Raw genomic sequence first — 26,894 nt, 5'->3', positions numbered from 1 at the left:
CACCACGGACGCACAGGTGCGGACCGCCCAAGTCCCCTATCGCCCTCGGTGACCGGATCGAGCCGGCTTCGGACGCGATCAAACGTCGCGGCGGTTAATAAGCGGGTAAAGCCAACGGCCGTGAGTGGCATATGCGTTGACACTGCTTATGGAGCGCTTATAGACCTGTGAGCCTCCTGGGGGTCCTGGGGCCTCACCTCATCCGTTGCTCCAATTCCCCCTACAGCCCCCCGCAGTTGTGCACTCTGTAAAGGACAAACGTGTCCATAACTCGCCGCAGCGCACGCCGTTCCGTGCGCATCCTGGGTGTCGCCTCCGCCTCGGCCGCGGTGGTGCTGGGTCTGTCCAGCTCCGCCCTCGCGTGCAACATCCGTGACTTCAAGGCCGAAGCCAAGTGCGACGGCGACAAGGGCGTCATCGTCGTCACCGACACCGACGCCTCCGCCACCCCCGCCGTCATCTCCGTGTTCCTCAAGAGCAGCGGCGGCGTCGAGACCAAGGTGGGCCAGCAGGAGGTCAAGGGCTCGGCCCTGGGCACGCCGGTCAGCTTCCCGGAGGACTGGAAGCCGAGCGCGACGTACCGCGTCCACGTCAAGGCGGCCAACATCGTCGACGAGGACGTCCAGCCCGACCTGGTGACGGCGTCCACCGCCTGCAAGACCGAGAGCTCGACCCCGGCGCCGCCGGCTTCCAAGACGCCGAAGCCGAAGCCGAAGCCGTCGAAGTCCGCCCCGGCCGAGTCGGCGACCCCGACCCCGTCGGCCTCCGAGTCCAGCTCCGCCCCGGCGACCGTGCCGAGCAACGCGCCGTCCCCGGCGATCGGTGACTCGAACCTCGCCGAGACCGGCGCCAGCTCCAACACCGGCCTGATCGCCGGGATCGCGGGCGCGCTGGTCGTCATCGGCGGCGGCGCGGTCTTCTTCGGCATGCGCCGTCGCGGTACGCGCGGCAACGGCTGACGTCTGACCCTCCGTACACCACCGCGGCCCGTCCCCCTATCCCCAGGGGACGGGCCGCGGTCGTCCGCCGGTGCGCCCGCCGGTCGCCGGCCCGTCCGGCTCAGCCGAAGGTGGCCCGCTCCAGCCAGAACTCCAGCACCTCGCGCTCGCCGAGGACTTCGAGGCCGGGGCTGTCCAGCGGCAGCCGACGATAGAAGGCCAGCAGCAGGGAGGTGAGCGGGCCGCGCAGGGCGACCGTGGCCTTCTCGTGGCCCCGCCGCCAGACGACACCCTCCTCGCCCAGCTCGATCAGCCACTCGGCGTGCAACGCCGGGTCGGCGTCGGTGGCGTGCAGGTGGATGCTGCTGCCCGGCCGGCGCAGGTCCTTCGCCGGGTCCCGCGGCAGGTTCCGCTGCGCCCACTCCACGATCTGGAGCCACTCGTCCACCGCGTCGGCGGCGACGTCGGGGGCGACCTCGTAGGGCAGTCCGGCGGTGAGTACGGCGTCCGCGCGGTGGACGGTGATCTCGTGGACCATACGGCGGGCCCAGAAGCCGGAGTTCATCGTTCCGGCCCATGCCCACACCGCGGTGTCCGGCCCCGCCTCCCGCAGCGCGCCGACGACCAGTTCGCCGGTCTCCGCGAGCCACTTGTCCAGGGCGGCCGCGTCACCCCGTTCCTCGGGCCCGCCACCGAGCGGGACCTGCTCCGGCGGCACGTTCTCCTGCGCCCGGGTGCGCACGAGGGTGTCCACCCAGCGCAGCGCGCCACCCATGTGCCGTACGAGGTCCTCCAGCGACCACTCCGGGCAGGTCGGCACGGTCGCGGACAGGTCGGCGCCGGAGGTCACCACGGTCCTCAACCGCTCGACCTGGTGGGCGATTTCATCACAGTAACGGTCATGGGCAAGCACAGTCATGCGCCTCACCCTAGAGCGTCCGATGATCAGTCGAGGACGACGATTTCGGCCGCGTCGAACTCCACGCCCACACCGTCCCCGACCTCCGGCGCGTCCCGCAGCGCGCAGGCGGCCTCCAGGCGCGGCCCGTCCCCGGGCCGCAGACGGACGGTCACATGGGTGCCCTTGAAGGTGCGGGCGGCCACCGTGCAGGGCAGGCCCGCGTCGGCCGCCACGAGCCGTACCCCGGCGGGCCGGACCAGCAGCGTGCGGGCACCCTGCGCGGACCCCTCGGGCACCGGCAGTTTGCCCCAGGGGCTGTCGGCGGCCGTGCCCGCGACGGTCGCCGGGACCACGTTGTCGAAGCCGAGGAAGCGGGCCACGAACGCGTCGGCGGGCCGCTGCCACACCTCAAGGGGCGTACCGGACTGGGCGATCCGCCCGTCCCGCATCACCACCACCCGGTCGGCCAGCGCGAACGCCTCGCCCTGGTCGTGGGTCACGGCGAGCACGGTGGTACCCAGCCGGCCGAACAGCTCCCGCAGTTCGACCACCAGGCGTTCCCTGAGCGAGCGGTCGAGCTGGCCGAGCGGCTCGTCCAGCATCAGCAGCCGGGGCCGGGGGGCGAGCGCCCGGGCGAGCGCGACGCGCTGCTGCTCGCCGCCGGACAGGGAGGCCACGGCCCGCCGGCCGGCCCCCGGCAGCCCGACCAGCTCCAGCAACTGCCCGACCTCGGCGTCCCGTTCGCTCCTGGCCACCCCGTGCATCCGCAGCCCGAAGGCCACGTTCGCGCCGACGTCCCGCTGCGGGAAGAGCTGGTGGTCCTGGAACATCAGGCCGATACCGCGCCGGTGCGCGGGCACGCCCGCCTGGTCGCGGCCGTCGAGCAGCACCCGTCCGCCGGACAGGGGCTGCAGCCCGGCGACCGCCCGCAGCAGGGTCGACTTGCCGCTGCCGCTGGGCCCGAGCACGCACACCACCTCGTGCTCGGCGACGTCGAGTCCGACCGCGTCCAGCACGGCCCGCCCGCCGAAGCGCACGGTCGCGGCATCGAGGCTCAGCAGCATCCAGAGCTCCCCGGTCCGGCCTGCAGCATCTAGAACTCTCCCGTCCGGTCGGTGCGCAGCCGCTCCAGGACCAGCAGCGCGGCGGCGCACACCACCATCAGAATGGTCGAAAGGGCCATGGCCTGGCCGTAGTTGAGGTCCCCGGGACGGCTGAGCAGCCGGGCCACGGCGACCGGGAGCGTCGGGTTGTCGGGCCGCGCGATGAACACGGTCGCCCCGAACTCGCCGAGCGAGACGGCGAACGCGAACCCGGCCGCGACCAGCAGCGCCCGCCGCACCATCGGCAGGTCCACCTCCCGCCACACCCGCCAGGGCGAGGCGCCGAGCACGGCGGCGGCCTCCCGGAGGCGTGCGTCCACCGCGCGCAGCACCGGCAGCATGGTCCGCACGACGAACGGGGCGCCGACCAGCGCCTGGGCGAGCGGCACCAGGATCCAGGACTGGCGCAGGTCCAGCGGCGGCTTGTCGAGGGCGATCAGGAAACCGAAGCCGACGGTCACGGCGGACACGCCGAGCGGCAGCATCAACAGCGCGTCGAAGCCCCGTACCAGCCGTCCGGCGTCCCGGCGGGCCAGCGCGGCGGCGGCCAGTCCGCCGATCACGACGGCGAGGGCCGTGGCGGCGACGGCGTACTGCAGCGAGGTCCACACCGCGTGCAGCGGCGCCACCAGGAACGTACCGCCGTCGCCGTTCGCGAGCGCCCGGTAGTAGCCGAAGCCGGGCGCGTCGAGGGAGCGGCGGACCAGGACGGCGAGGGGCAGGACGAGGAGCAGCGCGATGGTGACGAGGACACCCGTGAGCAGGGCCCACTGCCCGGCGCCACGCGGCCGGCGAACGGTGGCCTCGGGGTCGACGAGCCGCAGGGCGGTCTCCCGGCGCCGTACCGTCCAGGCGTGCACGACGAGGATCGCACCGACGGCCGCGAACTGGACGAGGGTGAGGACGGCGGCCGTGGAGAGGTCGAACACCTCGGAGGTCTGCCGGTAGATCTCCACTTCGAGGGTGGAGAAGGTGGGGCCGCCGAGGATCTGGACGACACCGAAGGAGGTGAAGGTGAACAGGAACACCATCAGCGCGGCGGCGGCCACGGCGGGCCCGAGCGCGGGCAGGGTGACCTTGCGCCAGGCGCGCAGGGGGGAGGCGCCGAGCATCCGGGCGGCCTCCTCCTGGCGGGGGTCGAGCTGGGACCACAGCCCGCCGACCGTGCGGACGACGACCGCGTAGTTGAAGAAGACATGGGCCAGCAGGATCGCCCACACCGTGGTGTCCAGCCGTACGCCCCACAGCTGGTCGAGCAGTCCGCCGTGCCCGACGAGGGCGAGGAAGGCACTGCCCGCGACGACGGTCGGCAGCACGAACGGCACGGTGACCACGGCCCGCAGCAGTCGCTTGCCCGGAAAGTCCAGGCGGGCGAAGAGATACGCGGCGGGCAGCGCGAGCAGCAGGGTGAGCGCGGTGGAGGCCAGCGCCTGCCAGGTGGTGAACCACAGCACGTGCCGGATGTCCGGCTGCGTGACCACGTCCGCGATCCGCCCGAACCGCCAGGTGCCGTCCGCCTTCAGTCCGCGCGCGACGATCGCGGCGACGGGCCAGGCGAAGAACACGGCGAAGAACGCGACGGGCAGGGCCATCAGGCCCAGCCGCGCCGCGCTCCCCCGCCGGGGCTTCGCTACTTCAGTACGAGCGAGGTCCACGACTTGACCCACTGGTCACGGTTGGCGGCGATCTTGCCGGGGGCCATGGTCTCGGGGTGCTCGGCCTGCGGGCCGTACTGCGCGAACTCCGGCGGCACCTGGGCGGCCTTGCGCACCGGGTAGACGAACATGTTCAGCGGCATGTCGTCCTGGAACTCCTTGGTGAGCAGGAAGTCGAGGAACGCCTTGCCGCCCTTGGTGTTCTTCGCGTTGCTCAGCAGTCCGGCGTACTCGGTCTGCCGGAAGCAGGTGCCGTACGACACGCCGGTCGGGGCGGTGCTGGGCCGCTTCTTGGCGTAGATGACCTCGGCGGGCGGGGAGGAGGCGTACGACACCGCCAGCGGGCGGTCGCCACCCGCCTTCCTGCCCTCCGACGAACCCGAGAACTCCTGGTAGTAGGCCTGCTCCCAGCCGTCGACGACCTTGACGCCGTTGGCCTTCAGCTTCTTCCAGTAGTCCTGCCAGCCATGGTCGCCGAACCGGGCGGCGCTGCCGAGCAGGAAGCCGAGGCCCGGCGAGGAGGTCGCGGCGTTCTCGGTGACGAGGAGGTTCTTGTACTGGGGCTTGGCGAGGTCGGCGAAGGACTGCGGCGGTGTCAGCTTGTGCTCGCTGAAGTAGGCCTTGTCGTAGTTGACGCAGATGTCGCCGGTGTCGATGGGCGTGACGCGGTGCCTGCTCTGGTCGACGCGGTACCGGGGCAGGACCAGGTCGCCGCCCTTGGGCTCGTACGGCTGGAAGAGCCCGTTGTCCAGGGCGCGGGAGAGCAGGGTGTTGTCGACGCCGAAGAAGACGTCGCCCTGCGGGTTGTCCTTGGTCAGGATCGCCTTGTTGACGGCCTGCCCGGCGTCGCCGTCCTTGAGGACCCTGACCTTGTACCCGGACCTCTTCTCGAAGTCCTGGAGCACGTTCTTGGAGACGGCCCACGAGTCGTGGCTGACGAGGGTCACGGTCTTGGAGTCCGCGGACGACGTACCCCCGCCGGAACCGCACGCGGACAGGCTGATCAGGCCGAGCCCGACCGCCACGGCCACGAAGGTCTTGTTCTGCACTGGATGTCCTCCTGGGGTTGGCCAGGAAGAGACGCGGCCCTGCCCGGGCTCCGTGGAAAGAGCCCGGGCAGGGCGCAACAGCTTGAGTGATGACCGAACTCCCTACCCAGAATGACCTGGGCGAGGTTCAGAGGGTCTGCGGCCCTGTCCGCCGCACTCTCAGCGCTGTGGCGCTCCCCTGTCGGAATATGAAGATGTGTGGACGTGGCCAGATTACCGCTCGGTGGCCGCCAGCTGACCACAGGCTCCGTCGATCTCCTGACCACGGGTGTCCCGGACCGTCACCGGCACACCATGAGCGGCGATGGCCTCCACGAACGCCTTCTCGTCCTCGGGCCGCGAGGCGGTCCACTTGGATCCCGGCGTCGGGTTGAGCGGGATGAGATTGACGTGCACGGGCTTGCCCCTGAGCAGCCGGCCGAGCCGGTCACCTCGCCAGGCCTGGTCGTTGATGTCGCGAATGAGCGCGTACTCGATGCTCAGCCGCCGCCCGCTCTTCTCGGTGTACTCGAAGCCGGCGTCCAGCACCTCGCGCACCTTCCACCGCGTGTTCACGGGGACGAGGGTGTCGCGCAGTTCGTCGTCGGGCGCGTGCAGGGAGATCGCGAGCCGGCACTTGAAGCCCTCGTCGGCGAACCGGTGGATGGCCGGCACGAGCCCGACGGTGGACACGGTGATCCCGCGCTGCGACAGCCCGAGCCCGTCCGGGGCGGGATCGGTCAGCGCGCGAACGGCGCCCACGACCCGCTTGTAGTTGGCGAGCGGCTCGCCCATGCCCATGAAGACGATGTTGGACAGCCGGGCGGGTCCCCCGGGCACTTCCCCGTCCCGCAGGGCCCGCATGCCGTCGACGATCTGGTGGACGATCTCGGCGGTGGACAGGTTCCGGTCGAGCCCGGCCTGTCCCGTGGCGCAGAACGGACAGTTCATGCCACAGCCGGCCTGCGAGCTGATGCACATGGTGACCCGGTCCGGGTACCGCATCAGCACGGACTCGACGAGTGTCCCGTCGAACAGCCGCCACAGCGTCTTGCGGGTGGTCCCCTGGTCGGTGGACAGATGCCGTACGACGGTCATCAGCTCCGGGAACAGCGCTTCCTGCAGCTTGGCGCGCGACCCGGCGGGGATGTCGGTCCACTGCTCCGGGTCGTGCGCGTACCGCGCGAAGTAGTGCTGCGAGAGCTGCTTGGCACGGAACGGCTTCTCACCGATCTCGGCCACCGCGTCCTTGCGCTCGGCGGGTGTGAGGTCGGCGAGATGCCGCGGCGGCTTCTTGGCTCCGCGCGGGGCGACGAAAGTGAGTTCTCCGGGCTTAGGCATGGCCTTACCAGTGTCGCAGATCATTTTTCGGGGTTCGGCGGTCCGGGGATGTCGAGAACGGGGCACCGGCTCCGTCCCGGGGACAGCAGCGGCCACGACCGGCCGCACGGGGTAGAGGGAGAGACCGGCATGGCGATTCAGCGGATGGACAACGTCGGCATCGTCGTCGAGGACATGGACGCCGCCATCGCGTTCTTCGTGGAACTCGGTATGGAGCTGGAGGGCAGGGGGGAGGTCGAGGGTCTCTTCGCCGACCAGTGCACCGGACTCGACGGCGTCCGCTGCGACATCGCGATGCTCCGGACCCCGGACGGTCACAGCCGGCTCGAACTGGCGAGGTACCGCAGCCCCGCGGTGATCAGCGCCGGGCCGCGCAACCGGCCGCACCACATCGTGGGCACGCACCGCGTCATGTTCGCCGTCGACGACATCGAGGACACCGTCGCCCGCCTGCGCCCTCACGGCGCCGAACTCGTCGGCGAGATCGCCCGGTTCGAGGACAGCTGTCTGCTCTGCTACCTCCGCGGCCCGGAGGGCGTCATCGTCGGACTGGCCGAGCAACTGCGCTGAGCGGGAGGAACCGCAGGCAGGCGAGGTTCTCAGGTGCCTACCGGCGGGTAACGCCACCGGCGCGGACGCGGGCCGCCGAACCGCCCGAACCGTCACGCCGTGTCGAAGTCCGACCGGGGCCGGACCTCCACGACGAAGTCCGCGTCGCTGATGTCGCCCTCCTCGTCGTGCCAGAGGAAGACCCGCACGTGCATCGCGTGGTGGAGGCCGGTCCGCTCCCACTCGGTCATCAGGTCGGCGACGATGCGTCCGATGGCGTGCTTGGCTCCCTCGGCCGAGTCGGGAGCGGTGATCGCGCCCTGCCACCGGTCGGGGTCGCTGCCGTAGGGGCGCCAGCCCTCGGAGCCGTGCGGCTCGAACACCCGGTACGCCCAGTCCGTATTGGTGTTCATAACACCGATCCTGTCACCGCGAGGAGCGGCGTGCGCCGCAACGGACCGACGCCCGCTCCGGCCCCGCTGACCCGCTCACTCAACGTCTCGGCCGAGAAGATCGTGGGCTGGCGCTGAGCCGGTGCTTCGCGGCGGCCGTCAGCTCGTCGAGGCGCTGCGCCAGCGGATTCAGGTCCGGGGCGAAGTCCCCCTTCGCCACCTGGCCCAAGACGGTGGCGACCTCCAGATCAAGCCTCGCCGTGGCCGAGCGCACCTCGTCACTGTCGATGTCCGCCTGGGCCATCTCCCAGGTCGCGTGGCACGCCGTCTGGCGCAGCATCGCTTCGTCCTGGAGCTGCTGCCGATGCCCGGGGAAGTCCGACGCGCTGATCACCTGCGATAGCCCAGCCACCCAGTCCCTTGCCGCGCACACCTGCACGAACTGCTGGTGGACGGCTTGCCGCTGAGCCTGGAGACCCGATTCCTCGTCCCTGTGGCGCTGTCTCAGAGTCCTGATCGCGTAGTGGGCCGTGGCCCCGCAGAAACCTCCGCCAAGGGCTCCGCCGAGGCCTGCGAGCACCGTATCGAGCCTGATCACACCTCCCAGTGAACGGCCTGGGGCAGGACGTACGGCGTTCCACGCCGGACGGATCACCCGTTGTGCCCGCAGACGCACACGCGGTCGGTGGAGCCGAAACGGCTGTGAAGTTCTGCTGACGAACGGTCGGGTTTCCTGGTCGGGCCTTGTCCCGCCCCGTGAGCTGACGTAACCAGATGAGCCATGAACCTTTTCGGCCGCAACTCCTTCCAGCGGCGCGCGCAGCCGTCCCCCGCTCCCGTGGCGACCGCCCCGGTGGCCAGTGCCACCGCCGTACTGCCCGACCCCGAGCTGGGGGGCCTCACCGGCGACTGGCTGATCGACCCGGCGCACAGCAGGATCGGGTTCTCCGTGCGGCACGCGATGGTGACGACCGTCCGCGGTGCTTTCACGCAGTACGAGAGCCGTCTGTACTTCGACGGCCGCGACCCGGCCCGCTCCCGCGCCGACCTCGTGCTGTACACCGCCAGTGTCGACACCGGTGTCGAGCAGCGTGACGCCCACGTGGTGGGCCGCCAGTTCCTGGACTCGGCGACGTACCCGCGGATGACCTTCACGAGCACCACCGTGCGGCTCGCCGGCAAGGACGTCTACCTCATGACCGGCGATCTCACCATCAGGGACACCACCCGCCCCGTCGACCTGGAGCTCACCTACATCGGCCATGTCACCGACGCGTTCGGTGACGAGCGGGTGGGATTCGACGGCACGACCACCATCAACCGGTCCGACTGGGGGCTGACCTACGACGCCAGACTGGTCCAGGGCGGGTCCATGGTGAGCGAGAAGGTCCGTCTCCAGTTCGACATCGCCGCCATCCGCGCCACCTGAGACCGCTTTCGGCCGGTCACGGCAACGGGCCCCCGTCCTGCGCACAGGACGGGGGCCCGGAGGCGTACGACACGGAGGTCAGGCGGAGCCTACGAAGATCACCAGCAGCAGCCAGACCACCGGCGCCGTGGGCAGCAGCGAGTCGAGCCGGTCCATGATGCCGCCGTGGCCGGGGAGCAGGGTGCCCATGTCCTTGATCCCCAGATCCCGCTTGATCATGGACTCGCCGAGGTCGCCCAGCGTGGCGCTGGCCGCGACGGCGAGGCCCAGCAGCAGGCCCTGCCACCAGGTGCCGCCGTCGATCAGGAACTGCATGCACAGGGCGCCCGCCACCATCGCGAACAGCACCGCGCCGAGCAGGCCCTCGCGGGTCTTGCCGGGGCTGATGCGCGGGGCCAGCTTGTGCTTGCCGAACCGCCAGCCGACCGCGTACGCGCCGGTGTCGCTGACGACCGTCAGGAGGAGGAAGGTCAGGACCCGCCACGGCCCGTCCTTCGCGGTCAGCGTCATCGCGACGAACGTGGCCAGGAACGGCACGTAGAAGGCGGCGAAGACGCCCGCCGTGACGTCCTTGAGGTAACCCTCGGGCGACTCCGTCATCCGCCAGACCAGGGTGGCCAGGGCCGTCAGCGCCATGGCGACCCACGCCCCCTCGGCGCCGCGGACGTACCCGGCGACGACCATGGCCGCACCGCCGACCGCGAGCGGCACCAGCGGCGCCTTGATGCCCTTGCGCTCCCGCAGCCTGCTGGTCAGCTCCCACAGCCCGACGACCACGGCGACGGCGATGACGCCGACGAACGCGGGCTTCCAGACGAACAGGGAGGCGACGATCACCACACCGAGCCCGACCCCGACCCCTATGGCCGCGCTCAGGTCACGGCCCGCGCTCTTCTTCTGCGGCGCTGGCGCCGCCTGCTGGGCGTCGGGCATGGGCTCCGGATTCTGGTTCTCGGCCGGGACGGTCCGGACCGGCGCGGGCTCGGGGCGGAACTCGTCCTGGAACAGGGAGCCGCTCACCCGAGCGGCCCGCCGGTCGTCGTCCTGGGCTCCGCCGTAGGCGGCTTCGTCGGGCACGATGGGCATGGGGCGAGTGTGCTGCGCCTTGGGCGCATCGTACGCGGGACCCGCCGGGGCGGCCCCCTGGACAGGCCCACCCTCGGTGGGCCCCCAGTAGCGGGCCTGCCCCGCCGGTGGCGGCGCCCCCCAGGAAGAGTCGCTCATCAGACTTCGAGCAGTTCCGCTTCCTTGTGCTTCAGGAGCTCGTCCACCTGGGCGACGTACTTCGCCGTGGTGTCGTCAAGCTCCTTCTCCGCACGACGGCCCTCGTCCTCGCCGACCTCGCCGTCCTTGATCAGCTTGTCGATGGCGTCCTTGGCCTTGCGGCGCACGGAACGGATCGAGACCTTCGCGTCCTCGCCCTTGCCCTTGGCGACCTTGATGTACTCGCGGCGGCGCTCCTCGGTCAGCTCGGGGAACACCACCCGGATGATGTTTCCGTCGTTGCTGGGGTTGACGCCCAGGTCGGAGTCGCGGATCGCCTGCTCGATGTTGCGCAGCGCGCTCTTGTCGAACGGCGTCACGACCGCCATGCGCGGCTCCGGCACGGAGAACGAGGCCAGCTGGTTGATCGGCGTCGGGGCACCGTAGTAGTCGGCCACGATCTTGTTGAACATCGCCGGGTGCGCACGGCCGGTGCGGATCGCGGCGAAGTCCTCCTTGGCGACCACGACGGCCTTCTCCATCTTCTCCTCGGCCTCGAGGAGGGTCTCTTCGATCACCACTTGCTCCTGCGTGTCTTGAGTAAGGCCCGGCTGCGGTTCCTCTGTCGGGCGGCGGCCGGCTGCGTCGCGTCTTCTTCCTGCACGGTTCCCGACCGGCAGGACATTGTCCATCCCCCGGCCCGGGTCCGGCCCCCTTACAGGGCCGCACACCACCGGCCGGGTTGATCCCGGGTCAGTCCCGGCTGCCCTGGTCACCCACCAGGGTGCCGATCTTCTCACCCTTGACGGCGCGGGCGATATTGCCCTCCGCGAGAAGCTCGAAGACGAGGATCGGGAGCTTGTTGTCGCGGCACAGCGTGATGGCGGTGGCATCGGCGACCTTGAGGTCGCGGGTGATGACCTCGCCGTAGCCGAGGGCGTCGAACTTGACCGCGTCCGGGTTGGTCTTGGGGTCGGAGTCGTAGACCCCGTCCACACCGTTCTTGCCCATGAGCAGCGCCTCGGCGTCGATCTCCAGGGCGCGCTGGGCGGCGGTGGTGTCGGTGGAGAAGTACGGCATGCCCATACCGGCGCCGAAGATGACCACGCGGCCCTTCTCCAGGTGGCGCACGGCGCGCAGCGGGATGTACGGCTCGGCGACCTGGCCCATGGTGATGGCGGTCTGCACCCGGCTGTCGATGCCCTCCTTCTCCAGGAAGTCCTGGAGGGCGAGGCAGTTCATGACGGTGCCGAGCATGCCCATGTAGTCGGAGCGGGCCCGGTCCATGCCGCGCTGCTGGAGTTCGGCGCCGCGGAAGAAGTTGCCGCCGCCGATGACGACCGCGACCTCGGCGCCGTCGCGCACGACGGCCGCGATCTCGCGGGCGATCTTGTGCACCACGTCCGGGTCCACGCCCAGGCCCCCGCCACCGGAGAAGGCCTCTCCGGACAGCTTCAGCAGAAACCGGCCGCGTACTTTGCCGTCGTCGCTCTTCTGGCCCTTGGTGGTCATGGGGATCCCGCCTCTTTCACGTGTTGCACATACGAAGAAGGCCATTGCCGATGGGGTCGCTTTTCGCTCCCATGCGCGGCAATGGCCTCCTCGTCAGATCTGCTGCCGTCCGCCCCACGCCGGGGTGTGGCGGTGTGCGCGGACGACTGCTTACGACCCTATCGGGATTCCTCCCGGGATTGTTCCCGGAATTCCTCCGTGGGTCGTGCGTCGATCACGGTACGGACTCAGATGCCGACCTTGATGCGCGAGAAGCGCTTCAGGGTGACACCGGCCTCGTCCAGCACCTTCTGGACCGACTTCTTGTTGTCGAGCGCGTACGGCTGGCCGAGCAGCGTGGCGTCCTTGAAGAAGCCGTTGAGGCGACCCTCGACGATCTTGGCGATCGCGGCCTCGGGCTTGCCCTCGGCGCGGGTGGTCTCCTCGGCGATCCGACGCTCGGACTCGACGACGTCGGCCGGCACCTCGTCCTTGGACAGGTACTTCGGCGCGAAGGCGGCGATGTGCTGGGCGATGCCCTTGGCGACCTCGGCGTTCGGCTTGTCCAGCTCGACCAGGACACCGATCTGCGGGGGCAGGTCGGGCATGGTGCGGTGCATGTAGGCGAGCACGAAGCCGTCGGCGAACTGCGCGAAGCGGTCCAGGACGATCTTCTCGCCGAGGTTGGCGTTGGCCTCGTCCACGAACGCCTGGACGGTCTTGCCGGCCTCGATCTCGGAGGCGAGCAGGGCCGCGAGGTCGGCCGGGTTCGTCTTCGCGACGTGCTCGGCGATGGCGTTGGCCACGGCCTGGAACTTCTCGCCCTTGGCGACGAAGTCCGTCTCGCACTTCAGCTCGACCAGGACGCCGGAGGAGTTGTCGTCGGCGATGATGGAGACCACGGCGCCGTTCTCGGCGGAGCGGCCCTCGCGCTTGGCGACGCCCTTCTGGCCCTTGATACGCAGCGCCTCGACGGCCTTCTCGACGTTGCCCTCGGCCTCGTCCAGCGCCTTCTTGCAGTCCATCATGCCGGCGCCGGTGAGCTCACGGAGCTTCTTGACGTCGGCGGCGGTGTAGTTCGCCATGAGTCTGTGAGTCTTTCTCGAAGTCTGGAGGTCTTCAGATCCGCACGGTTCGTGATCCACATGTAGCCGCGGATCCCGTACGCGGTGCCGACCTGCGGGTGAACAGCGGGGGCGGACTTGATGTCACCGCCCCCGCCGTCAACGCTGACGTCAGGCCTGCTCGCCCTCGGCGGCCTTCTCGCCCTCGGCCGGAGCGGCCTCGGCGACAGCCTCGGCGGCCGGAGCGGCCTCGGCAGCCGGAGCCTCGTCCTTCTTCTCACCCTCGAGCAGGTCGCGCTCCCACTCGGCGAGCGGCTCGCCCGCGGCCTTCTCGCCCTTGTCACCGGTGGCGACGCGAGAGCGGGAGATGAGGCCCTCGGCGACGGCGTCGGCGATCACACGGGTGAGCAGGGTGACGGAGCGGATCGCGTCGTCGTTGCCCGGGATCTTGTAGTCGACCTCGTCGGGGTCGCAGTTGGTGTCGAGGATCGCGACGACCGGGATGTTGAGCTTGCGGGCCTCGCCGACCGCGATGTGCTCCTTCTTGGTGTCCACGATCCAGACGGCGCTGGGCACCTTCTGCATCTCGCGGATACCGCCGAGGGTCTTCTCCAGCTTGGCCTTCTCGCGCGAGAGCACGAGAAGCTCCTTCTTGGTCAGACCGGACGCGGCGACGTCCTCGAAGTCGATCTGCTCAAGCTCCTTGAGGCGCTGCAGACGCTTGTAGACGGTCGAGAAGTTGGTGAGCATGCCGCCCAGCCAGCGCTGGTTGACGTAGGGCATGCCGACGCGGGTGGCCTGCTCGGCGATGGCCTCCTGCGCCTGCTTCTTGGTGCCGACGAACATGACCGTGCCGCCGTGGGCGACGGTCTCCTTGACGAACTCGTAGGCGCGGTCGATGTACGACAGCGACTGGAGCAGGTCGATGATGTAGATGCCGTTGCGCTCGGTGAAGATGAAGCGCTTCATCTTCGGGTTCCAGCGACGGGTCTGGTGACCGAAGTGGACGCCGCTCTCCAGCAGCTCCCGCATCGTGACGACGGCCATGGCCGTATCTCCTTGGTGTTCTCGGTTGTGCCGCGGATGCCGGACGGCTCCCGCGCCTGACGCCCGCGACGCGCCTTGCCGCTGAGGACCGAGAGGCGCTGACACCGACCGCTGGACGGACTGGTGTCGGGGCGTGCGAAGTCGACCCGGTGACCCGGATCGCCAGAAGAAGTGTACGGGACCGCCGGGGCGCCGGGTGACGCCGCTGTCCACAACCGGGGCGTGGTCCACAGGCTCCGGCCATGATCGGCGGGGATGCGGGACGGTGGTCGCATGCGACGAGCGATGCGAAATGCCCTGGTGTCGGCGGGTCTGCTCCTCGGCCTGGGGCCGGTGGCCCTGCTGTCCCCCGGGGCCTGGGCGGACGCCCCTGCGCCGGCCCCCGATCCACCCTCTTGGCCCCCGGTCCCGGCTGTCGCGCGCACCTGGCCGGTGGGCGTACGCCCCTTGGTGTTACGGGGCTGGGAGCCCCCGGCGACGGTGTACGGCCCCGGCCACCGGGGCGTGGACCTGTCGGCGCCCGCCGGTGCACCCGTCCGTGCGGTCGCGGCCGGACGGGTGACGTTCGCGGGCCGGGTGGCGGGGAGGGGGGTGGTCTCGGTCGGCCTGACGGGCACGGATCTGCGTACGACGTACGAGCCGGTGACTCCGTCGGTGCGCGAGGGGGACACGGTGGGGCCGGGCGAGGTCGTGGGGGCGGTGGAGCGGACGGGCTCCCACTGCGGTGCGGCGACCTGCGTCCACTGGGGACTGCGGCGGGGTGAGGCCTACCTGGACCCCCTGTCCCTCCTGCCGCACTGGCTGCTGCACGGGGGGCCACCGAGACTGCTGCCGGTGCTGGGCGTATCCCTGCCGGGGTAGCGCTCGGCGTCGGCCGCCGTGCCGGCGGCCGCCATGCGGGTACCGCGCCGCCGCGGCCGCGGCCGGGCTCAGCCTCTGACGCCTCGCAGCACCATGGCCACCGCCGCGTCCGTCACCACGGAGGGATCCTCGGCGGCACCGAGCTCGATGCGCCGCACCGCCGCGTCCACGACCCCCTGCAGCAGCATCGCCGCCAGCCGGGGCTGCTCGTGCCCCATCTCGCCGAGCGCCTCGGCGATCATCGCGACCAGCCCCCCGTGCGCGGCCCGGATCTTCTCCCGCGCCCCGGCGTCCAGCTCGCTCGCGGAGATGGCTACGACCGCCCGGTGCCGCCGGTCCCCGACCAGCGCCAGCTGCTGCCGGACATAGGCCTCGACCTTGCCCTCGGCGGACGGCGCGCGCTCCATCGCGGCAGCCACCTCGGCCGCCCACAACGGGAAGTCGACCTCGCACAGCTCCTCGACCACGGCGGCCCGCGACCGGAAGTACTCGTACACGGACGAACGCGCCAGCCCCGTCCGCTCGGCCAGCGCGGGAAAGGTCAGCGCATCGGTTCCGCCCTCGGACAGCAGGGACCGCGCCGCGTCCAGCAGGGCGGCTCGCTGCATCGACCGGTGCTCGGCCACGGAGGCCGCTCGAATCCTTGGCACGTCAACCACTTTACGGACGACCCCACCCGAACGGGAGCCACTCACCACCGCGCCGCCGGTCTCTCTTCCGGCGCCGCGGGCCGGCGCCGGCGGCTCAGCGCCCGAAGCTCGCCAGCTTGGCCCGCAGCTGCAGGACCGACTTGGTGTGGATCTGGCTGACCCGGCTCTCGGTGACGCCCAGCACGTTGCCGATCTCGGCGAGGGTGAGCCCCTCGTAGTAGTACAGCGTGACCACGGTCTTCTCCCGCTCGGGCAACGTGTTGATCGCCCGGGCGAGGAAGCGGCGCAACTCCCGGTCCTCGGCCACCTCCACCGGGTTGTCCGCGGCGGTGTCCTCCAGCGTGTCCATGAGGCTGAGCCGGTCCCCGCCCTCGCTGCCGACGTGCAGCAGCTCCTCCAGCGCGACCACGTTGGCCAGCGACAGCTGGCTGAACACGGCGTGCAGCTCCTCGACCTCCATGCCGAGCTCCGCGGCCACCTCACCCTCGCTAGGGGTGCGCCGCAGCCGCGCCTCCAGCGTGGCGTAGGCGCGCTCCACGTTGCGCGCCTTCTGCCGCACCGACCGCGGGATCCAGTCGAGCGCCCGCAGCTCGTCGATCATCGCGCCGCGGATCCGGGTGATCGCGTACGTCTCGAACTTGATCTCCCGGTCGATGTCGAACTTCTCGATCGCGTCGATCAGCCCGAAGACACCCGAGGAGACGAAGTCGGCCTGCTCCACGTTGGGCGGCAGCCCCACGCTCACCCGCCCCGCCACGTATTTCACGAGCGGTGAGTAGTGCAGGATCAGCTGCTCCCGCAGCCGGTCGTCCCCCGTCGCCTTGTACGACCGCCACAGCTCGTCGAGCGTCGAGGGAGCGGGCGGCCGCACGCTGCCACCGTCGCGAGCGGCTGGGGGGATCGCCGCCCGGTCGGACCCGGAGGTGTGCTGGGGCATTCGTCGCCTTGTGCCGTTCTGCCGTGAAGTGCCGTGAAGTGCCGTGAAGAAGGAGTGAGTGGGACGGGGTGCGGGGAAGCGGGCTGACTGGGGGGTGTCGGTCTGGTGTCGAGTTGGCGGGATCTGTGCGGCGCCCTCGTGAGCGTAGCGTGACTGAGCTGTCGCGGTGTGCGAACAACGGGGCACCACCCGTGCGCGGGGCGCTCCCGCCGGCCTCGCGCGCGCCTTCCGCAGCTCGCTCTGCGTGACCGGCCGGAGGGCCAACTCCGGGAAACCTCAAGGGCGTCGGGCATTCCCCCGGACGGCCGAACACGCTCGGTCAGCACGCACGGTGACCCCTGCGGACCGACATCACGGCCTGGCGTGTCAACTTCCAGCCGTCGCCGTGTCGTTCGACGTATCCAAGTGCTCGGAGTTCGTACAATCTCGCGATCGCCTCGTCCCGCGTGGTCGGCGTGCCGAGCGCGACCTCCTCGGCGGTCGCCGCGCGGTCGCCGGGCAGGGCGGCGAGGACGGCCCGGACGGGGGGTTCCAGCAGGTCGCGTGGGAGGACGGGGCCCCGGCGGGCCGGCGCCAGCTCACCCATGTCACCCACGAGTTCCACGACTTCCGCCGCATCGGTGACCAGCGTTGCCTCACCACGCAGCAGTTCGTGCACCCCGGCGGAGAGGGCGCTGGTGACGGGCCCGGGCACGCCCATGGTGAAGCGTCCGAGGCGGGCCGCGGCCCGCGCGGTGGCCAGCGAGCCGCTGCGCGCGGCGGCCTCCACGACGACGGTGCCCGTGGTCAGCGCGGCGATGACGCGGTTGCGCAGGATGAACCGGCTCGGCGTCGGATGGTCGCCCGGGGGCAGCTCTCCGACCACCAGCCCCTGTTCCGCGATCCGGCTGATCAGAGCGGCGTGACCGCGTGGGTAGGGCCGGTCGACGCCGCAGGCCAGGACGGCGGCGGTGGCCCCGCGGGCGGCGAGGGCGCCTCGGTGGGCGGCGCCGTCGATGCCGTAGGCGCCGCCCGAGACCACGACCCAGCCGCGTTCGGCGAGTCCCGCGGCGAGGGTGGCGGCCATGTGGGTGCCGTACTCGGTGCAGGCACGGGCCCCGACGACGGCCACCGACCTGAGCGCCCACATCCGCAGACTGGGCCGTCCGCGCACCCACAACCCGGTCGGCCGCGCATCCCCGAGATCATCGAGCTGCCGGGGCCACTCCGTGTCGTGGGGGCCCACGAACCGCGCCCCGGCGGCCCGCGCCGCCGCGAGATCCCGCTCCGGCTCGGCCCGCCGGGCCCGCGCGACCAGCCCGGCCCACCGCGCCTCGCTCACACCCGGCAGGGCCCGCACGCCGTCCCGTAACCGCCGCACCACCTCCCCCACCCCGAGCTCCCGGACCCACCGCCCGCCGGCCTCGTCCCCCGGCTCAAGAACCCGGCACAGAAGGACCCGCCCGAGCAGCTCGTCCCCGGGGTCCTCGCCCGTGGTCATGTCAGTGCCCCGATGGCCATCGGTACTCCTCGGGGCACCCCGGTGCGCAGTTGGAGGGCCAGGGCGACGTCCGTCGCGTCCGGGCGGTCGTGTCCGACGAGGTCGGCGACCGTCCAGGCGACGCGCAGGACCCGGTCGATACCGCGGGCGGTGAGCACGCCCCGCTCAAGGCTGCGCTCGGCCTCGCCCATCGCGCCGGCCAGGGGGAGGTAGCGGCTGCGCAGCTCCCGGCCCGGCACCTCGCTGTTGGTGCGCCACGGGGTTCCCGCCAGGCGGGCCGCCGTACGCTCGCGGGCCTGCCGCACCCGCTCGGCCACGGCCGCCGTGGACTCGCCCCGGGCCCCGGGTTCGGTGAGCTGGGCACGGGTGACCGGGTCGACCTCGACGCGCAGGTCCACCCGGTCCAGCAGGGGACCGGAGAGCCGGGACTGGTAGCGGCGGATCGCCGACGGCGGACACTCGCACAGGGAGTCGCGCAGCGAGAAGCGTCCACAGGGGCAGGGGTTGGCCGCCAGCACCATCAGGAAGCGGGCCGGGAACCGGACGACACCGGCGCTGCGCGCGATCACGACGTGTCCGGACTCCAGCGGCTGGCGCAGGGCGTCCAGGGTCTGGCTGCGGAACTCGGGCGCCTCGTCGAGGAACAGCACGCCGCGATGGGCGAGGGAGACCGCACCGGGCCGGGCGATGCCGGGGCCTCCGCCGACGAGTGACTGCATCGTGGCCGAGTGGTGCGGGGCGCAGTAGGGGGCGACGTCGATGAGCGGCTTCCCCGCGGGCAGCAGCCCGGCCACCGAGTGCACCGCCGTGACCTCAAGCGAGTCGGCCCTGGTGAGCCGGGGAAGGACGGCGGGAAGCCGTTCGGCGAGCATGGTCTTGCCCGCGCCGGGCGGCCCTTCGAGGAACAGGTGGTGTCCGCCGGCGGCGGCCACCTCCACGGCCGTGCGGGCCGAGGTCTGGCCCACGACGTCCGCCAGGTCGTGATCGTGGTCGTGCTGCGCGGCACCGACGCTGTGCATGCCGGTGGCCGCGCCCGTACCGGGCATGCGCAGACCCGCCAGGAGGGGGTCGGGACGCCCTTGCCCGTCCGGTTCCTCGTCGGGGACGGGTTCTTCGGTGAGGACCGCGACGAGCTGCCGCAGACTGCGGACGCCGAGCACCGAGACCCCGGGGACCAGCGATGCTTCGGCGGCGGCGCACTCCGGTACGACCACCTGCTCGTAGCCCGCGTCGGCCGCGGCGAGGACGGCCGGCAGGATGCCGCGGACCGGCCGGACGCGGCCGTCCAGGCCGAGCTCCCCGATCATGACGATGTCCGCGAGCACGCGCGGATCGATCCGTTCGGCGGCGCCGAGCACCGCGCAGGCGACGGCGAGATCGAAGCCGGAGCCGGCCTTGGGCACCGACGCCGGGCTGAGGCCGACGGTGAGTTTCTTCGACGGCCAGGCCGCGCCGGAGTTCACCACCGCCGCCCGGACCCGGTCGCGGCTCTCCGTCAGGCTCTTGTCCGGGAGGCCGACCAGGGTGAAGGCCGCGACGCCGGGTTCCAGGTCGGCCTGGACCTCGACGACCACTCCCTCGACCCCGACCAGGGCCACCGAGCATGTGCGGGCGAATCCCATGTCAGGCCACCCCCCGCGCGTGCTCGACACAGGGGGCGCCCCGGTGGGGCAGCAGGACGCCGATCAGGTCGATGCGGACGCCGCCCGGCGGGGCTCCGCCGTGGGCCTGCGTCCAGCGTTCGGCCAGGCCGCGCAGACGTTCGGCCTTCTCGGGTGTGATCGCGGCCATCGGGTGCTGGAAGGTCCCGCCCCTGCGGGTCTTCACCTCGCACACGACCAGGACGTCCCCGTCCCGGGCCACGATGTCGATCTCGCCGGACCTGCCGGAACGCCAGTTGCGCCCCAGGATCGTCATTCCGCCCTCGGCCAGCCGCCGGGCGGCCAGGTCCTCGCCGTACCTGCCGAGTCCGTTGCGTGCCCTGCTCATGTCGGCACCACCTCCGGCGCCAACGGTCACGCATCCGGCCGAGAGATGTTGATCTTGGTGGACCACCCGGCCGTTGTGGAAAACCCCGTCACCCGCCCGGCAGCTCCAGGTCGCTCTTGTTCAGCTCCTCGATGTTCACGTCCTTGAACGTGAGGACCCGGACCTGCTTCACGAAGCGCGCCGGCCGGTACATGTCCCAGACCCAGGCGTCAGCCATCGACACCTCGAAGAACACCTCACCCTGGACCGAGTGCACCTGCATCTCGTAGTCGTTGGTGAGATAGAAACGTCGCTCGGTCTCGATCACGTATTTGAACAGACCGACGACATCTCGGTACTCCCGGTAGAGCTTCAGCTCCATCTCGGTCTCGTACTTCTCGAGGTCCTCGGCGCTCATGGCATGTTCCCCTTCAGCCGTGCGATCCCCCCATTGTGCGCCAGTCCGACGGGTCCTCAGACGATTTCCGGGTCGAGGGTCACAGGACTGTCCGGGGGACCTTCGTCGAGCAGCGTGCGCAGCAGCTCGGCGAGTCTGGTCGGATACACCGTCTCACGTGCCCGGGTCAGTTCCTGGCACGTCCACCAACGCGCTCCGGCGACGCTGCGCCGCTCCAGCTCCGTGAGCCCCGTCGGCGCGGTCGCCGTCTGGGCCGTACGGGCCAGGTAGTACCACTCGTCCTGGTCCCAGCGGCGGCCCGCGAACGGGAACGAGCACCTGCGCCGCCACAGCACCGGGCCGAGTTCGACGTCGGTGATGCCGGTCTCCTCGGCGAGTTCCCTGAGCGCGGCCTCCTCGCGTGTCTCGGCGCCCTCCAGTCCCCCGCCGGGGGTGAACCACCAGTCGTCGGCCTTGTCGTCCGGCTCATGCCCGTGGAGCAGGAGGATGCGGTCCTCCGGATCGAGGAGGACCACCCGGGCGACCTTGCGCAGGCCGCCCTCGCCGGAGTCCTCGCAGGAGTCCTCGCAGGTCCGCGGGGACTCAGCGGACACCGGCCGCCTCCGGTCGGGCACTGCCGGCACGCGAGCGGCCCATGCGCTTGGCGATCGGGCCGTAGGCACCGCCGGCCAGGACCAGGACGGCGCCGGCGGCGATCAGCAGCTCGATGGTGGGCAGCGGCCCGGGCTGCGAGAGGGTGCCGAGCGCCTCGAAACCGGTGGGGCGCTTGAGCGGGCCCTTCCAGGGCCACACGACGGCGTCCACCCGAGCGGTCACGGCGTCCCGGGAGACCGTGCCCTTGGCGGCGTCGGTGAGGTGGGCGCTGGAGTCCAGGGAACCCTGGCGCTCGTCACCGAGGAGGAACAGGCGGCCCTCGGGGACCGTCACCGTCGGGATCTTCTTGTTCTCGGCCAGGCTGCCCTTGGGCAGATAGGGCTCGTCGATCTGCTTGCCGTTGACGGTCAGCTTGCCGTCGGTGCAGCAGGAGACGGTGTCGCCGCCGACCGCGACCACGCGCTTGACCACCTTGGCGCCGGTGACCCAGCTCTTGTCCTCGAAGACGACGACGTCACCGCGCTTGACCTCGCCACCGTCGACCTTCTGCGCCAGCACGCGGTCACCGGTGTCGATCGTGGGGGTCATGGAGCTGGTGGGGACGGTGTACGGCCGGTAGCTCACCGCCGCCCAGCCGAAGCCGCCGAGGAACAGCAGCAGGCCGAGGGCGACGGCCAGGCCGGAGAGCCTTCCGCCCCAGTCGGCACCAGAGTTTCCCTTGCCACGCCCGGCTTTTGTCATGTCTACTCCCGCTCCCGCGCCTCGCGCAGAGCACCATATCGCGCCAGGTGAACAGCTGGGGCGGTCCCCTCGGATCGAAATCCGAGGGGACCGCCCCACGTACTGCTGCAGGACTCGACCAGGCGCGGACCCGGGTGCCCTGAGGAGCCCGGTCGGCGCGGTCGCGCCGCGGCTACTTCCCGGCCGCGGCCTTGGCGCGCACGCGGCGCCGCCACAGGGCCACCGGGACGAGAGCCGTGAAGGCGAGCCCCTCCGGTGCGTACGGAAGCGCGGCCGCGGCCGCCTTGTCGTTCAGACCGGGCTGGTCGAAGGTGTCCGGGACGGGCAGCGTGCCCCAGCGGTTGATCGGCCAGGCCTTGACGATGGCGCGACCGACGACGTCCTTCACCGGAACCATGCCGTGGTACTTGTCGGACTGGTTGTAGCGCGAGTCACGGGAGTTCTGGCGGTGGTCGCCCATCACCCAGATGTACCCCTTGGGGACCGTCACCTTGAACTGGCCGCCCAGTTCGTCGTCGGTGCACGGGGTGTTGCCGGGGTAGACGTACGGCTCGTTCAGGGCCTTGCCGTTGACCAGCAGCGGGCCGGTGTTCTTGCACTGCACCGTGTCGCCGCCGACCCCGATCACGCGCTTGATGAGGTCCTTCTCGTTGGCCGACGGCATCAGGCCGATCCAGCTGAGGACCCGCTGCACCGGGTTCGGGGTCGGCGCCGGCTCGCCGTTCAGCCAACCGCTCGGGTCGTGGAAGACGACGACCTCGCCGCGCTCCGGCTCGGAACCGAACCACGGGGTGAGCTTGTCGACCAGGACGCGGTCACCCACCTGGAGGGTGTTCTGCATCGAGGCGGACGGGATCGAGAACGCCTGCACCAGGAACGTCTTGATCAGCAGCGCCAGGACCAGCGCGATGACGACGAGGATGGGCAGCTCCTTCCAGAAGGAGCGTGGCTTCCTCGGCCGGCCGGCCGCATCGCCCGTACGGGCGTCCTCGGTCGTCGGCCGCTGTCCGTCCTCCGGCCTGCCGTCGCCGCCCGCTGGTTCATTCTCTGAGGTCATGTCGCCGTCCGGCACGGGGGCGTTCGCTTCCACGGGGTGCCCGCGGTGCTCCTCGCCGTCGTGCCCCGACCGTGCGCCAACCGCCACGTCCCCCACGCCAACTCCTTACTCTGTGCCGCCGCCTGCCCCACACACGACGCAGGCCCACCACTCCCATAACGAGCGGGAGTTCCGCAGGGGTCGGGAGCTCGGTCATTCCGTTCGGATTCTCGGAGGCAACCCTATGCGACGCCCGGGGAGCGGCGGTCGTACGCGACACGGAGTCGGTGACGCTTGCGAAGGTTTTAGGTTCCCGCAGACGTGTCCAGTGGCCGACCGGCCAGCCGATGACGACGGCCCGGCCGACGACGGACTTCTCGGAGACCGTGCCGCCGTAGTCGGTGTTCTGGTGCGCGCGGGAGTCGGCGGAGTTGGCCCGGTGGTCGCCCATCACCCACAGCCGGCCCTTGGGGACGGTGATGTCGAAGGGCGTGGCGGACGGCTCGTTCCCCGGATAGAGGTAGTCGCCTTCCGTCAGCGGTACGCCGTTGACGGTGACACGGCCTTGCGCGTCACAGCACTTGACGTGGTCGCCGCCGACCCCGATGACCCGCTTGATCAGGTCTTTCTCATTGTCGGACGGCAGCAGGCCGATGAAGGTGAGGCCTTCCTTGAGCTGCTTGACGACGACCGGGTCGTGCTTCTTGGCCGTCTGCTCGTCGGCCAGCCAGCCGCCCGGATCGTGGAAGACCACGACGTCCCCGCGCTGCGGCTTGGAGCCGAACCACGGGGTGAACTTGTCGACCAGGACGCGGTCGCCGATCCGGATCGTCTGCTCCATCGAGCCGGACGGGATCACGAAGGCCTGGACGAGGAAGGTCTTCAGGACCAGCGCTATGAGGACGGCGACACCGACCAGAAGGGGGATCTCCCGGACGGCTGAACGCCGGCGCTTGCGTTTGACCTTGCGCTGGAGTTTCCGCCGCTCCGCGCGGGTACGGCCGCCGCTGGGCGCGGAGGCGCGGCGCGACCCGGTGGGGAGCAGATCTTCGGCGGGGCTGCTGGGCGCCCCGCGCGGCTTGCCGCGGTTACCCATGGGTGCCCTCCGCCGCGGCGGCGGGCACGCGCGCGTAGGCGGACGGCCGGGTCAGGTGCGTCCAGTGGGCACGGGGCCACAGGATCCAGTCGGCGCGCCCGATGACGTCACCGACCGGGATCATGCCGCCGCCGGGCGAGCCGAGATGGTCCCGGGAGTCGCTGGAGTCGCTGCGGTGGTCACCGAGGACGAACAGGCGACCGGCGGGCACGGCGATGTCGAAGGGCACGCTGGAGGCACTGTCCCCCGGATAGAGGAACGCCGACTCGTCGACCGCGCGGCCGTTCACCTCGATCCTTCCCTCCTTGTCACAGCAGACGACATGGTCTCCCCCCACCCCGACAACGCGCTTGATGTAGTCCGCGTCCCCGAAATACCCCGTGCCGTCGAACACGATCACATCCCCGCGGCGCGGCTGAGCACCGAAACGGTATGCCAACTTATTTACGAGAACGCGGTCCCCGATCCTCAAACCCTGTTCCATGGATCCGCTCGGAATCTGGAACGGTTGCACCACGAAAGCGTTGAGGACCAGCAAAAACACCAGGCAGACGAAGAGGGTGAGGGTGATCCGGCCGCCCGGCAGCCAGTCGGTGACCCTCGCCACCAACGCGAAACGCGACCGTTCCTCCGGCCCCGGGGAATCCGGGTGGGAGGAGCGGTCGCGTTTCGTCGGCTGTGCTTCGGTGTCCATCGGAGCGAGATGCTATCCCGCCCCGCCATGGATCCCGGCGAGCGCTCAGCTCTCGCGCTTCTCCTTGATCTTCGCGGCCTTGCCGCGCAGGTCACGGAGGTAGTACAGCTTGGCGCGACGCACGTCACCGCGGGTGACGAGCTCGATCTTCTCGACGATCGGGGTGTGCACCGGGAAGGTGCGCTCGACGCCGACGGAGAACGAGACCTTGCGGACCGTGAAGGTCTCGCGGACACCGGCGCCCTGGCGGCGGATCACAACGCCCTTGAACTGCTGCACACGGGAGCGGTTGCCCTCGATGACGCGAACGTGGACGTTGACGGTGTCGCCCGGGCGGAAGGCCGGGACGTCGCTGCGCAGCGACGCGGCGTCGACGGAGTCGAGCAGGTGAGACATTTCGTCTGCTTTCTTCGCTGATGCCACAGGTCATCAACGGAAACTAGGTGTTTGCACGAAGCCGTGTGCGGGTCGGGGCGGACGTCGTGTCCCCCTGCGGCAGGGGCGCACGCCGGACGGACGCACAACAGCGCTCTATTCTTCCACGCCCTCGGCCCGCCGCCAAAATCGGCCGTACGGCTCCCCTTCCGGGTCGGGCTCCCAGCCCAGGATGGAGAGCATCTCGCGGTCCTTCTTGTCGAAGGCCTTGGGATCGCAGTGCTCGATCAGGTCGGGCCGGTTGGCGGTCGTGCGCCTGAGGGCCTCGTCGCGGCGCCAGCGGGCGATCTTGCCGTGGTGGCCGCTGAGCAGCACGTCCGGGATGTCCCGGCCGCGCCAGACGGGAGGCTTGGTGTAGACGGGGCCTTCGAGGAGGCTGGCCATCGCGCCGGGTGCGAAGGAGTCGTCGCGGTGCGACTCGGCGTTGCCGAGGACGCCGGGCAGCAGCCGGGCGACGGCCTCCGTGACGACCAGTACGGCGGCCTCGCCGCCGGCGAGCACGTAGTCGCCGATGGAGACCTCGTAGACGGGCATGCGGGTCGTGTACTCGTCCATCACACGCCGGTCGATGCCCTCGTAGCGGGCCGGCGTGAAGATCAGCCACGGGCGCTCGGAGAGTTCGACGGCCAGTTCCTGGGTGAAGGGCCGGCCGCTGGGGGTGGGGACGATCAGCGCGGGGGCCTGGGCGCCGCTCTCGTAGCCGTCGGCGAGGACCGTGTCCAGGGCGTCGCCCCAGGGGTCGGTCTTCATGACCATGCCGGGGCCGCCGCCGTACGGGGTGTCGTCGACCGTGTTGTGGCGGTCGTACGTCCACTCCCGCAGGTCGTGCACATGGACGTCGAGCTGCCCACGCGCGCGTGCCTTGCCGACGAGGGAGACGTTGAGGGGCTCCAGGTACTCCGGGAAGATCGTGACGACGTCGAGCCTCATGCGTCCTCCCCGGCTTCTCCCCCGGACCCTGCCCCTGCTTCCTCCCCGGTGTCCTCGCTCGGGGAGGCGATCTCGGCGCGGTCGTCGATCAGGCCCGGCGGCGGGCTGATGACGGCCTTCTGCTCCTCCAGGTCGATCTCGGTGACGATCTCCTCCACGAAGGGGATCATCACCTCGCTGCCGTCGGGGCGCTCCACGATGAACAGGTCCTGGGAGGGCAGGTGCGAGATCTCGGTGATCCGGCCGACCTCCTCACCGTCCTCGGTGACCACGTCGAGGTCGATGAGCTGGTGGTCGTAGTACTCGTCCTCGCCCTCGGGCAGTTCCTCCGGGTCGATCTCGGCGATCAGCAGGGTGTTGCGCAGGGCCTCGGCCGCGTTGCGGTCGGTGACGCCCTCGAAGCGCAGGAGGAGGCGGCCGCTGTGCACGCGACCGGTGGCGATGGTGAGCGGTCCGGCGGAGGACGGGTCGGTGGCCAGGACGGCGCCCGGGCCGAGCCGCAGCTCGGGCTCGTCGGTGCGCACCTCTACGGTGACCTCGCCCTTGATGCCGTGGGCACGGCCGATCCGTGCGACTACCAGCTGCACTGTGCTTGATCTCCTGTCATACGACTACGGGCCGGGGACGGCCCAGTGGCCCTCCCCGGCCCGAGCCGGTTGCGATGAAGCGTCAGCGGACGTGGTCCACGTCGACCAGGTCGACGCGGACACCGCGACCGCCGATGGCGCCCACGACGGTGCGCAGGGCACGCGCGGTGCGGCCGTTGCGGCCGATCACCTTGCCGAGGTCGTCCGGGTGGACCCGGACCTCGAGCACGCGCCCGCGGCGCAGGTTGCGCGAGGCGACCTGCACATCGTCAGGGTTGTCGACGATGCCCTTCACGAGGTGCTCAAGCGCCTCTTCGAGCATGCTG

31 protein-coding genes are annotated in these 26,894 nt (G+C 70.8%); 4 read left to right on the top strand and 27 right to left on the bottom strand.

Translation table 11 applies throughout. From position 1 onward, the window contains the following. Window positions 1–260: 260 nt before the first annotated feature. Window positions 261–959, top strand: a complete 699-nt coding sequence (locus IE244_RS28340; RefSeq protein ID WP_191876407.1) for an LAETG motif-containing sortase-dependent surface protein — start codon at window positions 261–263, stop codon at window positions 957–959. Window positions 960–1,059: 100 nt separating this feature from the next. Here the strand turns inward: IE244_RS28340 and IE244_RS28335 are convergent, their stop codons facing one another. From IE244_RS28335 to rlmN, 5 genes are all read right to left on the bottom strand, one after another. Further along, the gene (locus IE244_RS28335) at window positions 1,060–1,857 is read right to left on the bottom strand and encodes a maleylpyruvate isomerase family mycothiol-dependent enzyme (protein ID WP_191876406.1); all 798 of its coding nucleotides are present in this window, start codon (window positions 1,855–1,857) and stop codon (window positions 1,060–1,062) included. A gap of 26 nt (window positions 1,858–1,883) precedes the next feature. Continuing rightward, a complete protein-coding gene (locus IE244_RS28330) occupies window positions 1,884–2,903 on the bottom strand; it encodes an ABC transporter ATP-binding protein (RefSeq protein ID WP_191876405.1) in 1,020 nt (339 codons plus the stop codon). Between the two features lie 29 nt (window positions 2,904–2,932). Beyond that, entirely contained in the window at window positions 2,933–4,534 is a 1,602-nt protein-coding gene (locus IE244_RS28325) for an ABC transporter permease (RefSeq protein WP_191876404.1), read from the bottom strand. 38 nt (window positions 4,535–4,572) lie between these two features. After that, window positions 4,573–5,646 (bottom strand): thiamine ABC transporter substrate-binding protein, encoded by a 1,074-nt coding sequence (locus tag IE244_RS28320; RefSeq protein ID WP_191876403.1) that lies wholly within the window; start codon window positions 5,644–5,646, stop codon window positions 4,573–4,575. A 213-nt stretch (window positions 5,647–5,859) separates the two neighbouring features. Further along, window positions 5,860–6,966, bottom strand: a complete 1,107-nt coding sequence (rlmN, locus tag IE244_RS28315) for a dual-specificity RNA methyltransferase RlmN (RefSeq protein WP_191876402.1) — start codon at window positions 6,964–6,966, stop codon at window positions 5,860–5,862. 129 nt (window positions 6,967–7,095) lie between these two features. On the opposite strand from rlmN, the gene IE244_RS28310 reads away from it, so the two are divergent. After that, a complete protein-coding gene (locus IE244_RS28310) occupies window positions 7,096–7,536 on the top strand; it encodes a VOC family protein (RefSeq protein ID WP_191876401.1) in 441 nt (146 codons plus the stop codon). Window positions 7,537–7,628: 92 nt separating this feature from the next. On the opposite strand, the gene IE244_RS28305 is transcribed toward IE244_RS28310, so the two are convergent. Continuing rightward, on the bottom strand, window positions 7,629–7,928 hold the full coding sequence (locus IE244_RS28305) for a hypothetical protein (protein ID WP_031167369.1): 300 nt from the start codon (window positions 7,926–7,928) through the stop codon (window positions 7,629–7,631). Window positions 7,929–8,007: 79 nt separating this feature from the next. Further along, window positions 8,008–8,505 carry a hypothetical protein gene (locus IE244_RS28300; RefSeq protein ID WP_191876400.1) on the bottom strand — a complete coding sequence of 166 codons (498 nt, stop codon included), beginning with the start codon at window positions 8,503–8,505 and terminating at the stop codon, window positions 8,008–8,010. 183 nt (window positions 8,506–8,688) lie between these two features. On the opposite strand from IE244_RS28300, the gene IE244_RS28295 reads away from it, so the two are divergent. Then, window positions 8,689–9,336: a YceI family protein gene (locus IE244_RS28295; RefSeq protein ID WP_191876399.1), complete on the top strand. Its 648-nt coding sequence runs from the start codon at window positions 8,689–8,691 to the stop codon at window positions 9,334–9,336. A gap of 78 nt (window positions 9,337–9,414) precedes the next feature. Here IE244_RS28295 and IE244_RS28290 read toward each other — a convergent pair whose 3' ends face one another. The 5 genes from IE244_RS28290 to rpsB form a co-directional block, all read right to left on the bottom strand. Continuing rightward, the gene (locus IE244_RS28290) at window positions 9,415–10,560 is read right to left on the bottom strand and encodes a phosphatidate cytidylyltransferase (protein WP_191876398.1); all 1,146 of its coding nucleotides are present in this window, start codon (window positions 10,558–10,560) and stop codon (window positions 9,415–9,417) included. Beyond that, a complete protein-coding gene (frr, locus tag IE244_RS28285) occupies window positions 10,560–11,117 on the bottom strand; it encodes a ribosome recycling factor (protein WP_014675285.1) in 558 nt (185 codons plus the stop codon). Before frr ends, IE244_RS28290 begins: the two co-directional genes overlap by 1 nt. Before the next feature lie 175 nt (window positions 11,118–11,292). Then, on the bottom strand, window positions 11,293–12,051 hold the full coding sequence (gene pyrH, locus IE244_RS28280; protein WP_191876397.1) for a UMP kinase: 759 nt from the start codon (window positions 12,049–12,051) through the stop codon (window positions 11,293–11,295). Between the two features lie 227 nt (window positions 12,052–12,278). Continuing rightward, window positions 12,279–13,115 (bottom strand): translation elongation factor Ts, encoded by an 837-nt coding sequence (gene tsf, locus IE244_RS28275; protein ID WP_191876396.1) that lies wholly within the window; start codon window positions 13,113–13,115, stop codon window positions 12,279–12,281. A 150-nt stretch (window positions 13,116–13,265) separates the two neighbouring features. Then, entirely contained in the window at window positions 13,266–14,141 is an 876-nt protein-coding gene (gene rpsB / locus IE244_RS28270) for a 30S ribosomal protein S2 (RefSeq protein ID WP_191876395.1), read from the bottom strand. A 273-nt stretch (window positions 14,142–14,414) separates the two neighbouring features. On the opposite strand from rpsB, the gene IE244_RS28265 reads away from it, so the two are divergent. After that, the gene (locus tag IE244_RS28265) at window positions 14,415–15,002 is read left to right on the top strand and encodes a murein hydrolase activator EnvC family protein (RefSeq protein ID WP_229854366.1); all 588 of its coding nucleotides are present in this window, start codon (window positions 14,415–14,417) and stop codon (window positions 15,000–15,002) included. 68 nt (window positions 15,003–15,070) lie between these two features. Here IE244_RS28265 and IE244_RS28260 read toward each other — a convergent pair whose 3' ends face one another. The 15 genes from IE244_RS28260 to IE244_RS28190 all read right to left on the bottom strand — a co-directional run bounded on the left by IE244_RS28260 (window position 15,071) and on the right by IE244_RS28190 (window position 26,890). Continuing rightward, on the bottom strand, window positions 15,071–15,628 hold the full coding sequence (locus tag IE244_RS28260; RefSeq protein WP_031167350.1) for a TetR/AcrR family transcriptional regulator: 558 nt from the start codon (window positions 15,626–15,628) through the stop codon (window positions 15,071–15,073). A gap of 118 nt (window positions 15,629–15,746) precedes the next feature. Then, the gene (whiG, locus tag IE244_RS28255; protein ID WP_191876394.1) at window positions 15,747–16,589 is read right to left on the bottom strand and encodes an RNA polymerase sigma factor WhiG; all 843 of its coding nucleotides are present in this window, start codon (window positions 16,587–16,589) and stop codon (window positions 15,747–15,749) included. A gap of 319 nt (window positions 16,590–16,908) precedes the next feature. Further along, complete coding sequence (dprA, locus tag IE244_RS28250; protein WP_191876393.1) at window positions 16,909–18,069, bottom strand: DNA-processing protein DprA; 1,161 nt, start codon at window positions 18,067–18,069, stop codon at window positions 16,909–16,911. Next, complete coding sequence (locus IE244_RS28245; RefSeq protein WP_191876392.1) at window positions 18,066–19,691, bottom strand: YifB family Mg chelatase-like AAA ATPase; 1,626 nt, start codon at window positions 19,689–19,691, stop codon at window positions 18,066–18,068. The genes dprA and IE244_RS28245 overlap by 4 nt, the downstream gene beginning before the upstream one ends. A gap of 1 nt (window position 19,692) precedes the next feature. Beyond that, entirely contained in the window at window positions 19,693–20,088 is a 396-nt protein-coding gene (locus IE244_RS28240) for a YraN family protein (RefSeq protein WP_191876391.1), read from the bottom strand. A gap of 58 nt (window positions 20,089–20,146) precedes the next feature. Next, complete coding sequence (locus IE244_RS28235; RefSeq protein WP_003965949.1) at window positions 20,147–20,455, bottom strand: DUF2469 domain-containing protein; 309 nt, start codon at window positions 20,453–20,455, stop codon at window positions 20,147–20,149. 56 nt (window positions 20,456–20,511) lie between these two features. Continuing rightward, window positions 20,512–21,048 carry an NUDIX hydrolase gene (locus IE244_RS28230; protein ID WP_191876390.1) on the bottom strand — a complete coding sequence of 179 codons (537 nt, stop codon included), beginning with the start codon at window positions 21,046–21,048 and terminating at the stop codon, window positions 20,512–20,514. Continuing rightward, the gene (gene lepB / locus IE244_RS28225; protein WP_031167338.1) at window positions 21,038–21,790 is read right to left on the bottom strand and encodes a signal peptidase I; all 753 of its coding nucleotides are present in this window, start codon (window positions 21,788–21,790) and stop codon (window positions 21,038–21,040) included. Before lepB (IE244_RS28225) ends, IE244_RS28230 begins: the two co-directional genes overlap by 11 nt. A gap of 172 nt (window positions 21,791–21,962) precedes the next feature. Continuing rightward, a complete protein-coding gene (lepB, locus tag IE244_RS28220) occupies window positions 21,963–22,943 on the bottom strand; it encodes a signal peptidase I (protein ID WP_191876389.1) in 981 nt (326 codons plus the stop codon). Continuing rightward, entirely contained in the window at window positions 22,831–23,922 is a 1,092-nt protein-coding gene (gene lepB / locus IE244_RS28215) for a signal peptidase I (protein WP_191876388.1), read from the bottom strand. Before lepB (IE244_RS28215) ends, lepB (IE244_RS28220) begins: the two co-directional genes overlap by 113 nt. Beyond that, window positions 23,915–24,616 (bottom strand): signal peptidase I, encoded by a 702-nt coding sequence (gene lepB / locus IE244_RS28210; protein WP_191876387.1) that lies wholly within the window; start codon window positions 24,614–24,616, stop codon window positions 23,915–23,917. Before lepB (IE244_RS28210) ends, lepB (IE244_RS28215) begins: the two co-directional genes overlap by 8 nt. A 45-nt stretch (window positions 24,617–24,661) precedes the next feature. Next, on the bottom strand, window positions 24,662–25,012 hold the full coding sequence (gene rplS, locus IE244_RS28205; protein WP_019760519.1) for a 50S ribosomal protein L19: 351 nt from the start codon (window positions 25,010–25,012) through the stop codon (window positions 24,662–24,664). A gap of 135 nt (window positions 25,013–25,147) precedes the next feature. Next, window positions 25,148–25,981, bottom strand: coding sequence for a tRNA (guanosine(37)-N1)-methyltransferase TrmD (gene trmD / locus IE244_RS28200; RefSeq protein ID WP_191876386.1), 834 nt, complete (start codon window positions 25,979–25,981; stop codon window positions 25,148–25,150). After that, window positions 25,978–26,568, bottom strand: coding sequence for a ribosome maturation factor RimM (gene rimM, locus IE244_RS28195; protein WP_191876385.1), 591 nt, complete (start codon window positions 26,566–26,568; stop codon window positions 25,978–25,980). Before rimM ends, trmD begins: the two co-directional genes overlap by 4 nt. Window positions 26,569–26,650: 82 nt before the next feature. After that, window positions 26,651–26,890, bottom strand: a complete 240-nt coding sequence (locus IE244_RS28190; RefSeq protein WP_003973401.1) for an RNA-binding protein — start codon at window positions 26,888–26,890, stop codon at window positions 26,651–26,653. Window positions 26,891–26,894: the final 4 nt, after the last annotated feature.

The organism is Streptomyces filipinensis, assembly GCF_014649495.1.
In the GTDB taxonomy this organism is placed as follows: domain Bacteria; phylum Actinomycetota; class Actinomycetes; order Streptomycetales; family Streptomycetaceae; genus Streptomyces; species Streptomyces filipinensis.
This window is presented reverse-complemented; position numbering and strand designations above follow the sequence as displayed.

Bases quoted from the DNA above. Each gene is read 5' to 3' on its own strand.
- IE244_RS28335 (WP_191876406.1), bottom strand. From the start codon at position 1,857: ATGACTGTGCTTGCCCATGACCGTTACTGTGATGAAATCGCCCACCAG.
- IE244_RS28330 (WP_191876405.1), bottom strand. From the start codon at position 2,903: ATGCTGCTGAGCCTCGATGCCGCGACCGTGCGCTTCGGCGGGCGGGCC.
- IE244_RS28325 (WP_191876404.1), bottom strand. From the start codon at position 4,534: ATGGCCCTGCCCGTCGCGTTCTTCGCCGTGTTCTTCGCCTGGCCCGTC.
- rlmN (WP_191876402.1), bottom strand. From the start codon at position 6,966: ATGCCTAAGCCCGGAGAACTCACTTTCGTCGCCCCGCGCGGAGCCAAG.
- IE244_RS28310 (WP_191876401.1), top strand. From the start codon at position 7,096: ATGGCGATTCAGCGGATGGACAACGTCGGCATCGTCGTCGAGGACATG.
- IE244_RS28305 (WP_031167369.1), bottom strand. From the start codon at position 7,928: ATGAACACCAATACGGACTGGGCGTACCGGGTGTTCGAGCCGCACGGC.
- IE244_RS28295 (WP_191876399.1), top strand. From the start codon at position 8,689: ATGAACCTTTTCGGCCGCAACTCCTTCCAGCGGCGCGCGCAGCCGTCC.
- IE244_RS28290 (WP_191876398.1), bottom strand. From the start codon at position 10,560: ATGAGCGACTCTTCCTGGGGGGCGCCGCCACCGGCGGGGCAGGCCCGC.
- pyrH (WP_191876397.1), bottom strand. From the start codon at position 12,051: ATGACCACCAAGGGCCAGAAGAGCGACGACGGCAAAGTACGCGGCCGG.
- tsf (WP_191876396.1), bottom strand. From the start codon at position 13,115: ATGGCGAACTACACCGCCGCCGACGTCAAGAAGCTCCGTGAGCTCACC.
- rpsB (WP_191876395.1), bottom strand. From the start codon at position 14,141: ATGGCCGTCGTCACGATGCGGGAGCTGCTGGAGAGCGGCGTCCACTTC.
- IE244_RS28265 (WP_229854366.1), top strand. From the start codon at position 14,415: ATGCGACGAGCGATGCGAAATGCCCTGGTGTCGGCGGGTCTGCTCCTC.
- whiG (WP_191876394.1), bottom strand. From the start codon at position 16,589: ATGCCCCAGCACACCTCCGGGTCCGACCGGGCGGCGATCCCCCCAGCC.
- dprA (WP_191876393.1), bottom strand. From the start codon at position 18,069: ATGACCACGGGCGAGGACCCCGGGGACGAGCTGCTCGGGCGGGTCCTT.
- IE244_RS28245 (WP_191876392.1), bottom strand. From the start codon at position 19,691: ATGGGATTCGCCCGCACATGCTCGGTGGCCCTGGTCGGGGTCGAGGGA.
- IE244_RS28235 (WP_003965949.1), bottom strand. From the start codon at position 20,455: ATGAGCGCCGAGGACCTCGAGAAGTACGAGACCGAGATGGAGCTGAAG.
- lepB (WP_031167338.1), bottom strand. From the start codon at position 21,790: ATGACAAAAGCCGGGCGTGGCAAGGGAAACTCTGGTGCCGACTGGGGC.
- lepB (WP_191876388.1), bottom strand. From the start codon at position 23,922: ATGGGTAACCGCGGCAAGCCGCGCGGGGCGCCCAGCAGCCCCGCCGAA.
- lepB (WP_191876387.1), bottom strand. From the start codon at position 24,616: ATGGACACCGAAGCACAGCCGACGAAACGCGACCGCTCCTCCCACCCG.
- rplS (WP_019760519.1), bottom strand. From the start codon at position 25,012: ATGTCTCACCTGCTCGACTCCGTCGACGCCGCGTCGCTGCGCAGCGAC.
- trmD (WP_191876386.1), bottom strand. From the start codon at position 25,981: ATGAGGCTCGACGTCGTCACGATCTTCCCGGAGTACCTGGAGCCCCTC.
- IE244_RS28190 (WP_003973401.1), bottom strand. From the start codon at position 26,890: ATGCTCGAAGAGGCGCTTGAGCACCTCGTGAAGGGCATCGTCGACAAC.